The sequence below is a fragment of the Rhodoferax sp. RT5P35 genome (assembly GCF_056521385.1).
The window spans coordinates 152,029-165,462 of record NZ_JBWMAX010000002.1; the positions used below are offsets into that span (position 1 = coordinate 152,029).

Consider the following 13,434-nt stretch of genomic DNA (forward strand, 5'->3'; position numbering starts at 1 on the left):
GCGGGGATAGGACCCAGCCGCTGGGCGGTACAAGCACTCTGCGAATGCACGGGACTAGCCTATGGACAGTTTGTTGTCGTATATGCAGGGGAAGTCGGCTTGGTTTCAGGTGGGGTGAGGGGGGTTGGGCAGAAGGTTTGCAGGCTTCTGTGAAGGTCTTTGGTTGTGTGGGGTTCGATGAGCGCCGCTGGCCGGGCTGTGCCCCCGGCAGGGCAGTCACTTTTCTTTGTTTGGCCAAAGAAACGTAACCAAAAGAAAGGCCACCCCCACTGTCTGCGCCCTGCGCCGCCGGGCGCATACCCGGCCGAGGATGCTGGCAAGCAGCCAGAAAACGTCAACGCCAACCCGCCAATAGGGGTCGGAGCCCAAATGCGGGGTACCCCCCTCTCACATTGCCAGCAACAAGCGCGCAATTGGGATCCGACCCCCATTGGCTACCGCCCGTGCAGTCTGCACAGGTTGCTTCTCTTTTGATAGTCAAAAATAGGAGCTGTTTGTGTAGATAGGACAAGCGCTAGTAGTCGATTTGGTACTTGAAAAACGGCCTGAAAGTTTGAAGTTGGCGAAAAGACCAGCCGGGAACCAATCAGGCTTGCCCCCACCCCGGCCCTCCCACGGCGGGGGAGGGAGGAATGCGGGACATCGCCGTGCCCCCGCCAGGCTACCCCAGCAGCCGCTGCTCAAATGGGTAGTCCGAAAGCAGCTCGATGCTGCCGTCGTTGCGGATGTAGATTTGCTCTTCGAGCTTGGCACCTTCGCCGCCGTCTTCGTGGCCGATGTAGCTCTCGATGCACAGGGTCATGCCGGGCTGGAACACGCCGTCGTAGCCTTTGGCATCGCTGTCTTCGCGGTGCACGATGTACGGGTACTCGCCGCACATGCCGACGCCGTGCGCCAGCGCGAAATAGCGCCGGGCTTGGTAGGGCTTGGGGATCTTCCAGGCGCGGGTGGTGTACTCCGAAAAACTCATGCCGGGCTTGACCAGTTCCATGTTGGTGTGGATCTGCTCATAGGCCAACTGGTAGACGGTTTTTTGCGCGGCGTTGGCCTGGCCTTTGCCGCACAAAAAGGTGCGTGAGAAATCGGCGTAGTAGCCAAAGCGGCCCACCACGTCGGTGTCCAGGCCGACCAGGTCGCCGTCTTCGATGACGCGGGTGCTGCACTCGTGGAACCAGGGGTTCGTGCGCGGGCCGGAGCTGAGCAAACGGGTCTCGATGTAGTCGCCATCGGTGGCGATGATGTGCTGGTGCAGGTGCGACCAGAGTTCGTTTTCCTTGATGCCGGGCACCAGCGCGGCTTCCAGGTTGCGCACGCCCTGCTCGGCGGCGCGCAGCGAGGCGCGGACCATCTTGATCTCGTTGTCGACCTTGATGCAGCGGGCGCGTTCCAGCGGCTCTTGCGCGTCGGACAGGATGTAGCCGTAGGCCTGCAGCGCAAATGCGGCGGCAGAGGTGGCGCTTTCCAGCGCGATCTTTTTGCCGCCACCGCACTGCTGGATCAGCTCGTGCAGCTCGGCCGCCCAGCGCTTGGTCACGTCACCCAGATTGTCGTTGCAGAAGTAGTACGAGATGGCGGTGGCCGGGCGCACTTCGTCAATAGTGTCCAGGCCGTCGGCCAGGAAGTCGCAACCGGCGTACTCAAACATCACGACCTTGCCTTCGGCCGGCACAAACAGGTAACGCGCCGGGTTGCGCATCGAGTAGACCTGCATGTTGCGCGAGCCACTGGCATAGCGGATGTGTGTGGGGTCGAACAGGATGCAGGCGGTAAGGTCGCGCTTTTTCAGCTCGGCCTTGACGCGGGCCATGCGGTCGCGCTGGATTTGCGAGATTTCGGCGGCGGTGGGTTCGCAGTCTTCAAGACGCTGGGTGGGACGGATGAGGGCCATGGTGGGGGGCTTTCGGTTGTTATGGGAAAAATCAATCAATCAGGGAATCGTTGCGTACTAACTGGCTTTCAGCAATCAAATGCGCTTCGGACACGCGGCCATACAGTTGGCGGGTGCGCTCCAGGCGGCCCATCACATTGGGCTTTTGCGAGTAGGCAAAGATGGCGGTGTGGCGCTGGACGCTGCCGCTGACCGGGGTGACGCGGTGCAACGAGAAGCGGCCTTTGAAGAACTGCACGTCGCCGGGGCGCAGCGTAAGCACCTTGACCACGCTACGGTCTTCGCCGCGCACCACTTTGCCCACGCCGGGGTAGTTTTCGCCTTCGGGAGTGCGGATGTTGGGGCAGTATTCGAAGTCGCCACCGTGTTCGGCTTGTTGCGTCATCATGGAAACGATGAACTCGTTGGTGTCGTAGTGCCAGGGCTGCTGGGTGCCGTCGGGCAGCACGTTCTGCACCAGGCCCGCATAGGGGTCGGCGTATTCCCACACCCGCTCCTGCTGCAGGCAGGCGGCCACAAACAGCTTCATCGCCTTGGCCACATAGATGCGGTGGATGATGTAGTCGGCCGGGATCATGTCGCGCGTGACAAAGCCGCTGGTGCGGTCCATGAAGAAGCGGCGTGGGTCGCTGGCGGGCAGGCTGGGGTCGTCGTTGGTGAAGTAGGCGTTGGTCTGCTGGCGCGGCGAGAAGAAGGTTTTTTGGGCCAGTACACGGCCTTCTTCGGTCACCCGCAGCATGGCGTCGGGGCGCAAGAAACCGGGAAGTACGTAGCTACCTTCGGCGGCCAACTGCTGGCGGCACATCTCCACCAGTTCCTGCATGCGCTGCGAGCCGGGGGTGTGCAGCGGGTAGCGATCGGTGTCGACGATGTCGCTCAGGTCCATGCATTCGGCATCGGCCAATGCAATCTTGGGAAAGGGGGTGGTCATGCAAACTCCTGGGTCAATGTGGGGAAGAAATTGGGGGCAATGATGCGCACGCGCGCGGATGTTGAAAAGCGATGATTTCGCGGGATGACGCTTGAGAAAAAGTCATACCGGGTGGTCTTCCAGGATCAGGTCGGCCCCTTTTTCGGCCACCATGATGGTGGGCGCGTTGGTGTTACCCGAGGTCACCGCCGGGAACACCGAGGCATCCACTACCCGCAGGCCCTGTATGCCGTGCACCCGCAGCCGGAGGTCCACCACGTGGCGCACCGGGTCCGGGCCCATGCCGCAGGTGCCGCAGGCGTGGTAGACCGAGCCGCTGCGCTGGCGAAAGTCTTCCAGCAGGGCTTCGGGCGAAGTGGCACCGGGGCCGGGGAACAGCTCGGAGGCCACCACGCCCGACAGCGGCGCGCTGGCGGCAATGCGCCGCAGCAGTTGGCTGCCCTCTTGCACATCGGCCAAGTCCTCGGGGGTAGACAAAAAGTTGGTGCGGATCACCGGCTTGGCAAAAGGATTAGCTGACTGGATGGTGATGCTGCCCCGGCTGGTGGGGCGGCAGGTGTTGAAGGACATCAAAAACGCCGAATACGGGTCGGGGTTCATCAGCTTGGCTTGGGGCTTGGCGTTGGCGGTGTAACTGATAGGGTTGAAGTACACATGCATGTTGGGCCGCGCCAGCCCGGGGCGGCTGCGCACAAAGGCCCCTGCCTGGTTGACGCTCATGGCCAGTGGGCCCTGCTTGCCCAGCAGGTACTGCAGGGCGGCCTTGACCTTGCCGCTGAACGGGTACAGGGTGTCGTTCAGCGTGGGTACCTTGGACTTGAAGTAGTACGACACACACACGTGGTCTTGCATGTTCTGCCCCACGGCGGGCGTGTGGCGTACCAGAGGAATATCCAGACCTTTGAGCAAGCCCGCGTCGCCCACGCCCGAGACCTGCAGCAATTGTGGAGAGTTGATCGAGCCGCCCGACAGCACCACCTCCTTGGCGGCGCGCACGGTGTGCAGGCTGCCCTTGTGCACAAACTCCACGCCCACAGCGCGCGTGCCCTCGAACACCACGCGGGTCACCTGGGCGCGGGTGGTCAAGGTGAGATTTTTGTGCCGCAGGGCCGGGCGCAGAAAGGCGTTGGCGGTGGAGGCACGCACGCCGTCGCGGATCGTCATTTGCCACAGGCCTGCGCCTTCGGTCTGCGCACCGTTGAAGTCGCGAGTAGTGGGGTAGCCCAGCGCGTTGCAGGCGGCCATGAAGGTGTCGCACAGCGGGTGCACCTTGCCGCTGAATTCACTGACCCGCAGCGGCCCGCCGCTGCCGTGGTGCTCGGATGCGCCCCACACATGGTCTTCGGATTTTTTGAAGTACGGCAGCACCGACTTCCAGCCCCAGCCGGGGTTGCCCGCGGCCTCCCAGTCGTCGAAGTCTTCGCGCTGCCCACGGATGTAGACCATGGCGTTGATCGAGCTGGTGCCCCCCAGCACCTTGCCGCGCGGCCAGTACAGGCGGCGGTTGCCCATGGCGGGCTCGGGCTCGGCGTGGTACATCCAGTTAAAGCGCGGGTCGGCAAAGGTGCGGCCATAGCCAATCGGCACCTGGATCCAGGGGCTGCGGTCCGAGCCCCCGGCTTCCAGCAGCAGCACGCGGTCTTTGCCGCTGGCGCTCAGGCGGTTGGCCAGCACGCAGCCAGCAGACCCTGCGCCGACAATGATGTAGTCGTATTCGTTCATGCGCCGCAGGTTAGCGGGCGGCTACGGTGTGGGCAAACCACGAATTCGCGGCCCCAGCCATGAGAAAAATGGTGTGGCTAAAAAATCAGCCGAACTGGCTGCCCAGCCAATCGCGGAACAGGCCCACCAGAGCGCGGCTTTCGGCATCGCGGGCCAGGTTGACGAACCAGTAGCCGTGCGGCCCGGCCACTTTCACCTTGCTCAAGGGCCGCAAACTACCGGCCGCCAGCTCTCTGGGCACCATGGCCTCGTCCACGATGGCGACCCCGGCTCCAGCCAGTGCGGCGTTGATCACCTGGTCCAGCGTGCTGAAGCTCAGGCCCGGCTTGGGATTCACCTCGGTCAGGCCCTGGGTGGCGCACCAGTGCTCCCATATGGGCATGCGCACATTGCCATCGGTGATATGCAGCAGGGTGGCTTCTTCCAGGCGCGGGGGCTGTGCATCCACCCACAGCACCGGGCTGGCCAGCATCACATGCTGCTCCACCATCAGCAGCGCGCAGTCGCCGTCGGCCCATGCCTGGTCGCTGAAGGCGATGACGCAGTCGCAGTGGCGCACATCGCGCGGGGCATGCACGTCGTGGGTGCTGATGGACAGGTCGATGTGGGGAAACTGCCGCCGAAAGTCCGGCAGGCGCGGCGCCATCCAGCGGGTGGCAAAGGTGGGCGGCAGGTTGATCGCCAACTGCTGGCGCAGGTTGTGGTGCTGCAGGTTTTGCACCACGGTGTCGATGTGCTGGAACGCGGTGTCCACAGCGGTGGCCAGTTGCCGCCCGGCAGGCGTGAGCTGCACGCCCCGGTGGGTGCGGGTGAACACCGGCACACCCAGCCATTCTTCCAGCTGCTTGATCTGCCGACTCACCGCCCCCTGGGTGACAAACAGGCTGTCGCCCGCCTGCATGAAGTTTTCGGTCCGGGCCGCAGCCGCGAACACGCGCAGCGCATTCAGCGGGGGGAGACGTTTGTGCATGGTGGGGGTGGCGTGAGAGAGGTGCAAAGAAGTCAGCGAGGATTATGCAATTCGCATGCCGACCGCAGCCCGAATCCCAACCCTAGCCCCAGCCCTTAAAACCCTTCGTGCGGTGCCAGGTACCGCCACTGCCCCACGGGCAGGTTGCCCAGCATCACATTGCCGATGCGCACGCGCTTGAGGCCCACCACCTTTAGGCCGACCAGCTCGCACATGCGACGGATTTGGCGCTTTTTGCCTTCGGTGAGGACGATGCGCAGTTGCTCGGGGTTTTGCCAGGTGACCTTGGCGGGCTTGAGCTGCTGGCCGTCCAGGCTCAGGCCATGGCGCAGCTTGGCCAGCATCGCGGGCGGAAACACGGCTTGCACATTGGTGGTGATGGGGTCGTCGTCGTCCATGCGGACCAATTGCCCGGTAGGCGCGGGCTGGCCCAGGCCGTGGTAGGCCACGCGGACCAGGTATTCCTTTTCCATTACCGAATCTTCACCGATGAGCTGGCGGGCCACGCGGCCGTCCTGCGTCATCACCAGCAGGCCGATGGAATCGATGTCCAGCCGCCCGGCGGGTGCCAGGCCGCGCAACTGGTTGGGGTGGAAGAAAAAGCGGGCGTTGTCCTCGGCCCACCGGTTTTGCGCGGTGAACAGCGTCACCGCCGGTTCGTGGCCGTCTTCGGCCTGCGCGCTCACGTAGCCCATGGGCTTGTTGATCAGGATGGTGACCTGGTTGGCCTGGTGGCCGCTGGCAGCCTTGTCGATCTGGATGCGGTCGCTGGGCGTGACCTTGACCCCCATCTCGGCGATGGCCCCATTCACCTTGACCCAGCCCTTGGCGATCCATTCATCGGCCTCGCGGCGCGAGCACATGTTCAGATCGGCCATGCGCTTGTTCAGGCGGATGGGGTCGCTGCTGCTGGCCGTTCCGGCAGCACCGGCGGGAGGTGCGGCGCGGCGAAAAGGAACAGGGGGTTTGGGGGGCGGCACGGGGGTGTTCATGGTGTTTGCTATGAATAGCGTAGCTATTCATGTAATCTGGATGCGCGGCAGGGGCGTATTTTGCTTATATTTTAAGCTTTTACGGCTGCACCAACAGCCGGTACCCCACGGCCGTCTCCGTCAGCAGGTGCACCGGCTGCGCCGGGTCGGCCTCCAGCTTTTGCCGCAGGTGGCCCATGTGGATGCGCAGGTAGTGGCTTTGCTGGGTGTGGGCGGGGCCCCAGACTTCGCGCAGCAGTTGGCGGTGGGTGAGCACGCGACCCGCGTTGGTCACCAGCACCGACAGCAGGCGGTATTCAATGGGCGTGAGGTGCACCTCGGCACCGCCCCGGCGCACCAGGCGGGCGGTGCGGTCCACCTCGACCGTGCCGAAGCGGAACACCGGGTCGGGATCGTTCTCCGCTGCACGCGGTCGCCGCAGGTTGGCGCGCACCCGGGCCAGCAGTTCGCCCACGCCGAAGGGCTTGGTCAGGTAATCGTCGGCCCCGGCATCCAGAGCGGCAATCTTGTCGGCCTCGTCGCTACGGGCCGACAGCACGATGATGGGCACGGCCGACCAGCCGCGCACGTCGCGCAGCACGTCCAACCCGTCGCCGTCGGGCAGGCCCAGGTCCAGCACCAGCAGGTCGGGCTTGCGGGTCCCGGCCTCGGTTAAACCTTGTTTGGCGGTGTCGGCCTCGAACACCTGCCAGCCTTCGGCCTCCAGCGCGCTACGCACGAAGCGGCGGATGTGGGGTTCGTCTTCAATCAAAACAGCAACAGGATTCACTGGCTCACCCCCAGGCTGCGCTGCGCTACGCCAACCCCCTTGCAGGGGGCAATACCAGTGGCCCGGCAAAGCCGGTTCCACGGTATTTCTGGCGGTGTCCGTTCCTTCTTTAACAGTGGGTGGGTGGTTACGATCATGGTCAGGGTCAAGACAAATCTGGTGGCGGGCGGCGTGGCAAGGTGAGGGTGAATTCTGCCCCACCGTCTGGCGCGGTGGTGGCCACGATCTGGCCCCGGTGCGCGTCAACGATGGCTTTGCAGATGGCCAGTCCCAGGCCCACGCCGGGGGTGGTGGATTCGGTGCTGCCGCGGGTGAATTTGTCGAACAGCTCGGCCTCGCGGCCTCGCAGCTTGGGCGGCAGGCCGGGGCCATGGTCGCGCAGCGCCAGCACCAGGCTGGTAGGGGTGGCACGGGCGGTCAAAGCGATGGGAGCCGCGCCGTATTTGGCGGCGTTTTCCAGCAGATTGACCAGCACGCGCTCCATCAGCACCGCATCGAATTCAACCAGCGGCAGGTCGGCGGGCACGTCGGTATCCACATGCTGGCCGCCCAGGGCCGGGCCCGCAGCGCGGATGGCAGAGCCCACCAGTTCTTCCACCGACTGCCAGTCGCTGCGCAGGGCTACGCCGCCGTTTTGCATCCGGGCCATGTCCAGCAGGTTGGTGACCAGGGCCGAGAGTTCGCGGGCCTGGCTGACCATGGCCCGCGCTGTGTCGATTTGCGGCGCGGCCAGCGGTGGCTGCGAGCTTTGCAGCGACTCGGCCAAACCCATCAAGGCGGTGAGCGGGGTGCGCACGTCGTGCGAAATCGCCGCCAGCAAGGTGTTGCGCAGGCGCTCGGATTCCATGTGCACCACCGCCTCTTGCGCCACCTCGACGTAGTGCACCCGCTCCAGCGCAATGGCGATCTGCCGGGCCAGGGTTTGCAGCAGTTGCTGCTGCTCGGGAATCAGCAGCCAGCGCGCCTGGCTGGGTTTGAGCGCCAGCACGCCGCGCACCCGCATGGGGGCTTGCAGTGGCACGCAATGCCAGGGGTGGGCGGGTAAGGTATTGGTGGCGAGCCCGGCGCTGTGGCCGGTACGCAGCACCCATTCGGCGATGCCTGCGTCGAAGTCGTGCGGCAGCAGGGCGGGCAGGCGCAAATGCGATGAGGTTAGGCCGCTGCCTTCGTCCGGGTGGTCGGCCACCAGCACCATCACCTTGCCGCCTTTGACCGGGTCAAAAGCCACGCCCTCTACCTGGGTAAACAAGCGCTGCACGGCGGCCTGGCCGATCTCCACCACCTGGCTGGTCAGCAGCGCGGCGGACAGCTCCCGCGTCAGGTCGAACAAGGCCTGCGCCCGGCTCTCGCGGCTGGCGGCGATGCGGGCCGCAAAGCGCAGCCCGGCGGTGAGCTGGCCGGTCAGCAGGCCAATCGCTAGCATCACCACAAAGGTCACCAGGTACTGCACGTCGCTGACCGCAAACGAAAAACGCGGCGGCACAAAAAAGAAGTCGAACGCGGCCACATTCAGTACGGCGGCCAGGGCCGCTGCGGCGCGCCCGTAGCGCACTGCCACCAGCACCACGGCCACCAAAAACAGCATGACGATATTGGCCAGGTCCAGCCGGTTTGCTAGGGGTGTGGCCAGCAGGGTCACCAGCACGGCCCCGCCCAAGGCGGCGGCATAGGGTTGCCAGGGGCGGCTGCGGGTGGCGTCGTCGGTGTCGTCGGGCAGCCAGGCGCGGGCCAGGCGGCGGGCGCTGGGGCTGCCGCCCACCTCCAGCACATCCATGGTCGGGGCCAGGGTGGCGAGTTGGCGTGTCAGCGTGTGGGCCCAGCGCCGCCAAATCTGCCAGCGCGGCGGCAGGCGGGGGCGGCCCACCACCAGGGTGGCGCAGTTCAGGGTCTGGGCCTGGCGCACCAGTACCTCGGCCACATGGCTGCCGGTCAGCACTGCCGTGTCGGCGCCCAGGGTTTCGGCCAGTTGCAGCACCGTCAAAATGCGGTCGCGCTCGGCGGCTTCCAGGCGCTGCAGCAGCGGGGTTTCCACATACGCGGCATGCCAGCGCACATTCAGCTGCCCGGCCAGCCGCGCGGCGGTGCGCACGGTCTGCTCCGCGCCTTCGTGCGGGCCGATGCAGGCCAGGATGGCCCCCGAGGTGTTCCACACCGGCGGCAGGTTCGCTGCGCTGCCTGATTTGCCTGATGGCCCTGATGGCCCCGACTGCTCGACCCGGTAGCTGCGCACATCGTCTTCTACGTGCTCGGCGGTGCGGCGCAGGGCGATTTCGCGCAGCGCAATCAGGTTGCCCTTGCGAAAGAAGTTTTGCGCGGCGCGGGCGGCCTGCTGCGGCAAATACACCTTGCCGGCTTGCAGCCGGGCGGTGAGCTCGTCGGGCGTCACATCCACCAGGATGATTTCGTCGGCGCTGTCGAGCAGGGTGTCGGGCACCGTCTCGTGCACGCGGATACCGGTGATGGCCCCCACCGTGCCGTTCAGGCTCTCCAGGTGCTGGACATTGATGGCCGACCAGACTTCGATGCCTGCCGCCAGCAGTTCCTGCACATCCTGCCAGCGCTTGGGGTGGCGCGAGCCCTCCACATTGGTGTGGGCCAGCTCATCGACCAGCAGCACGGCGGGCTTGCGCACCAGTGCCGCGTCCAGGTCGAATTCGGGCAGGCTGCGGCCCCGGTACGGCAGCTGGCGCAGGGGCAACTGCTCCAGGCCGTGCAGCAGGGCCGCCGTTTCCTTGCGGCCATGGGTTTCCACCACGCCGATCAGTACCTCGCGCCCGGCCTGGTGGGCCTGCTGTGCGGCACTGAGCATGGCGTAAGTTTTGCCCACGCCCGCATTGGCCCCGAAGTAGATGCGCAAACGCCCGCGCGCACGGGCTACATCCTGCTCTTGCAGGCGCAGCAACAGTGCGTCGGGGTCGGGGCGGGAGTCGTCTGGGCTACCCAAAGGGGGGCTCCTTGTATGTCAGAGGGGCGTTGGAGCGTAACACCACGGTGGAACCTAAAACTTGCGCGCCGGTGGCAGCGGTTCGGGACTGCAGATACCCCCGATTTCGCCGTGCGGCAGGCAGGCCAGAATCTGGCCGATCACCGCCGAGCCGCGCCCGGCGGGGAAGCGTATTTCCAGCTGCACCTTGGCATCCTGGTGCATGGGCAGGCAGCGCACGATGGCGGCACCGGGGCAGGCCAACAAGGCGCGGCGCGCCAGCAGGGCATCGTGGCTGGCCACCAGCACATTCATTTGTTCCCACTCGGGGTGGGCGGGTGCATGCGCCACCGCAGAAAAAAAGCCCATCTTCAACTCCTGCGTGCTGTCACGGCAGCACGATGGGTCCAGCATAAAAACAGGGGCGTAAAAACGGTGCTGAAAGTAGGCCTGAACGCGTAAAGAATGCGTAAATGCATGCCTGAGAACAGGGCCACCATTCAGTCCGTACCGGTCTTGCGCGCACTGCTGGCCAGCGCGATGCCCTGGGCCGCCGCGTGCGGCGCTTCAAACTGGCGCAGCAGGTGGCCCAGCACGGTGCGGTATAGCGCGTCGCCCAGCATCGCGTCTTCCATGCCTGCATCCACGTTGGGGTTGTCGTTGATCTCGATCACGTAGACGCCCGTGGCGTTTTCCTTGAGGTCCACGCCATAGAACCCGTCGCCCACCAGCCGGGCGCTGCGCACCGCGGCGTCCAGCACATGGGCCGGAGTGTCGGCGATGGCCACGGCTTCGGTACGGCCTTCTTCGTGCTGGCCGTTGGCCCCGTGCTTGAGGATTTGCCAGTGGTCGCGGGTCATGAAGTAGCGCGCCACAAACAGCGGCTCCCCGGCCAGAATGCCCACGCGCCAGTCGAAGTCGGTGTACATGAACTCTTGCGCCAGGATGATTTCCGACTCCTTGAACATGGCCAGGGCGATGTCCTGGAACTGCTTCCAGTTTTCGGCCTTTTTGACGCTGCGGCTGAACGAGCCGTCGGGCACTTTCAGCACCACCGGGTAGGCCATCCGGTCCTCCAGCTTGGGCAGGGTGCGGCGGCTGACCAGCTGGGTGCGCGGCGTGGCAATGCCGCTGCCCTGCAGCAGCTCGGCCAGGTAGGCTTTGTTGGTGCAGCGCAGGATGGACTGCGGGTCGTCCAGCACCGGCATGCCCTCGGCGGCGGCGCGTTTGGCGAACTTGAAGGTGTGGTGATCTACCGCCGTGGTTTCGCGTATGAACAGCGCGTCGAACTGGGTCAGGCGCGAAAAATCTTTTTTCTCGATCAACTCCACCGCGATGTCCATGCTGCGCCCCACGCGGATGAAGTTTTGCAGCGTGGCGGCGCTGGACGGCGGCAGCGGGTCTTTCGGGTCGTGCAGGATGGCCAGGTCCATGCGCGGCGCGCTCTGCACCAGCGCAGGCCGCCAGGCACGGCGGGTAAAGCGCTCCAGCGCCTGCAAAAACACCTCGTCGCGTGCCGGGTCTACATCGCGCGGGTCCAGCGGCACCAGCTCGGCAATCTTCCAGCCGCTGCTGCCCTCCAGCCGCTCCAGTGCAATCTCCAGCAGCGGGCAGCGAAACAGCTCAAAACTGCGCCGGGCCAGCTCGGCCAGGTCCGGATCTTCGATGTGGCCAAAGAACACGTGAAAGCGCAGCGCATTCACTGCGCGCGGCACCTCGTCCAGCCCGGCGATGAGCCGGTTCAGGCCCGCCAGCTTGGGCGAGTCCGGGGCTTTTTGCTGTAGCTCCAGAATGGTCTCCACGCTGGGTGTCACCCGGTCGCCACGGGCCTCGGCCAGCAGCGAGCCGTAGTAACCCATGCTGAGGTAGTCGTAGCTACGGCACAGGTTGATCACCTTGCGCTGGCGGGTGCGCGCGTCGGCCCGCTCGGAGACATATTCCTCCGCCGTCATGACGCGCCCGCCGGGGTCGGGCCAGCGGAAATCCGAGCGTTTTTCAACCACGATCAAATGGGTAGTACTCACAATGGGCCTTTGTTGGTAAGAATGACTGCTGCCGTTTGCTTGCGGCGGCCGTAGCGCGTGATGCGCTGGAATTCGTCGATGCTGACGGCGACACCGGGGTCGCCGTCAGGGGGCGGGGCGATGGGGTCGAGGATGCGGAACACCGCGCCGTCAAACCCGGTCACCACCACCCAGTGCGGGCCTTTTTCGCCGTGCAGCCGCCACAGGCTGATGAGCACGATGGGCACGCCACCGCGCTGCAGGTGGTCGGCAATGCGCTCGGGCGAAACCGGGGATTCGATGACATCGGCACCGGCCGCCACGATCTCGGCGCGAAAGTCCGACTCCACCAGCGCAATGACCTCCTTTTTGCGCGGGTCGCGCACGCTGTCGGTGAACAGCGTGGCCCCGGCCGGGGCGTACACCGTGGCCGCAAAGCCGCGCTGTACGGCGGCCAGCGCCAGCCCAAACGGGCCGCAGCCGCCATGGCCTGCGGCCATGAAGACGGTGGTGGCCTCGCGCCAGATGCGGATCTCGGCCGCGCGGTCCAGCACGGTGCGCGGATCCAGGGCGGCCATGGCCATCAGCAGCGCGCAGGGGCCGCAGCTGAAGTCCAGCGTCTGGCCGTAGTACGGTGCCCGCAGGGCCACCGCCACTGCCGCCTTGCCCAGGCTCCACAGCGATGCCTGGTAACGCAGCGCGTCCATGCCGTCGGCGTAGTAGCCGGGTTTGCGGTCCAGCGGGGTGAAGCCGCAGCGGGTGAACAGGGCCTGGGCGGTGGTGTTGTCGGCCCGGGTTTCCAGCCGCAGCACGGAGGCCCCGGTGGCCCGCGCCCGTTCCATCGCCGCCTCCAGCAGCAGCCGGGCCACGCCCTGGCCGCGTGCAGACGGGTCGGTGGCGAGGGAATACAGGCGGGCCACCGAGCTGCGGGCGCTGTGCAACAGCACGCTGGCCCCGGCCAAACCCTGGGCGTTTTGGGCCAGGGTGACGGTGGCCGAGGCACTGGCCACCAGCCGCCGCCAACTGCGTGCGGAGATGCGGTCGGCGCTGAAAACGCGCTGCTCCAGCGCGCCCAGGGCGGTGGTGTCCTGCAGGCGGGCGGTGCGCAGCCACACCCCGGTGGCGCGCATGTTCACCGCCTGCCCCGGGGTGGTTTGGTTCGGCTTTGCCAGGCCACGATGCCCCAGGCCAGCAGCAGCGGCAGGCACAGGGCGGCCAGGGCGCACAGCAGCGCAG

Annotated in this window: 10 protein-coding genes; all 10 read right to left on the reverse strand. The window is 65.8% G+C overall.

From position 1 onward, the window contains the following. Positions 1-661: 661 nt before the first annotated feature. Positions 662-1,888 carry a M24 family metallopeptidase gene (locus AC097L_RS02850; protein ID WP_479584597.1) on the reverse strand — a complete coding sequence of 409 codons (1,227 nt, stop codon included), beginning with the start codon at positions 1,886-1,888 and terminating at the stop codon, positions 662-664. 31 nt (positions 1,889-1,919) lie between these two features. After that, positions 1,920-2,819 carry a HalD/BesD family halogenase gene (locus AC097L_RS02855; RefSeq protein WP_479584599.1) on the reverse strand — a complete coding sequence of 300 codons (900 nt, stop codon included), beginning with the start codon at positions 2,817-2,819 and terminating at the stop codon, positions 1,920-1,922. A gap of 102 nt (positions 2,820-2,921) precedes the next feature. After that, on the reverse strand, positions 2,922-4,541 hold the full coding sequence (locus tag AC097L_RS02860) for a GMC family oxidoreductase (protein WP_479584601.1): 1,620 nt from the start codon (positions 4,539-4,541) through the stop codon (positions 2,922-2,924). 85 nt (positions 4,542-4,626) lie between these two features. Next, a complete protein-coding gene (locus AC097L_RS02865; protein WP_479584603.1) occupies positions 4,627-5,511 on the reverse strand; it encodes a LysR substrate-binding domain-containing protein in 885 nt (294 codons plus the stop codon). A 95-nt stretch (positions 5,512-5,606) separates the two neighbouring features. Next, positions 5,607-6,503 carry a pseudouridine synthase gene (locus AC097L_RS02870; RefSeq protein ID WP_479584604.1) on the reverse strand — a complete coding sequence of 299 codons (897 nt, stop codon included), beginning with the start codon at positions 6,501-6,503 and terminating at the stop codon, positions 5,607-5,609. Positions 6,504-6,582: 79 nt separating this feature from the next. Then, a complete protein-coding gene (gene kdpE / locus AC097L_RS02875) occupies positions 6,583-7,254 on the reverse strand; it encodes a two-component system response regulator KdpE (RefSeq protein WP_479584605.1) in 672 nt (223 codons plus the stop codon). A gap of 163 nt (positions 7,255-7,417) precedes the next feature. After that, entirely contained in the window at positions 7,418-10,216 is a 2,799-nt protein-coding gene (locus AC097L_RS02880) for a DUF4118 domain-containing protein (RefSeq protein ID WP_479584606.1), read from the reverse strand. Positions 10,217-10,270: 54 nt separating this feature from the next. Further along, complete coding sequence (locus AC097L_RS02885) at positions 10,271-10,564, reverse strand: hypothetical protein (protein WP_479584607.1); 294 nt, start codon at positions 10,562-10,564, stop codon at positions 10,271-10,273. 131 nt (positions 10,565-10,695) lie between these two features. Next, on the reverse strand, positions 10,696-12,219 hold the full coding sequence (locus AC097L_RS02890) for a RimK family protein (RefSeq protein ID WP_479584608.1): 1,524 nt from the start codon (positions 12,217-12,219) through the stop codon (positions 10,696-10,698). Next, positions 12,216-13,328 carry a GNAT family N-acetyltransferase/peptidase C39 family protein gene (locus tag AC097L_RS02895; RefSeq protein WP_479584609.1) on the reverse strand — a complete coding sequence of 371 codons (1,113 nt, stop codon included), beginning with the start codon at positions 13,326-13,328 and terminating at the stop codon, positions 12,216-12,218. The genes AC097L_RS02890 and AC097L_RS02895 overlap by 4 nt, the downstream gene beginning before the upstream one ends. Positions 13,329-13,434: the final 106 nt, after the last annotated feature.

Coding starts and splice junctions, on each gene's coding strand:
- AC097L_RS02885 (WP_479584607.1), bottom strand. CDS start 10,564: ATGGGCTTTTTTTCTGCGGTGGCGCATGCACCCGCCCACCCCGAGTGG.
- AC097L_RS02860 (WP_479584601.1), bottom strand. CDS start 4,541: ATGAACGAATACGACTACATCATTGTCGGCGCAGGGTCTGCTGGCTGC.
- AC097L_RS02870 (WP_479584604.1), bottom strand. CDS start 6,503: ATGAACACCCCCGTGCCGCCCCCCAAACCCCCTGTTCCTTTTCGCCGC.
- AC097L_RS02850 (WP_479584597.1), bottom strand. CDS start 1,888: ATGGCCCTCATCCGTCCCACCCAGCGTCTTGAAGACTGCGAACCCACC.
- AC097L_RS02865 (WP_479584603.1), bottom strand. CDS start 5,511: ATGCACAAACGTCTCCCCCCGCTGAATGCGCTGCGCGTGTTCGCGGCT.
- AC097L_RS02855 (WP_479584599.1), bottom strand. CDS start 2,819: ATGACCACCCCCTTTCCCAAGATTGCATTGGCCGATGCCGAATGCATG.
- AC097L_RS02895 (WP_479584609.1), bottom strand. CDS start 13,328: ATGCGCGCCACCGGGGTGTGGCTGCGCACCGCCCGCCTGCAGGACACC.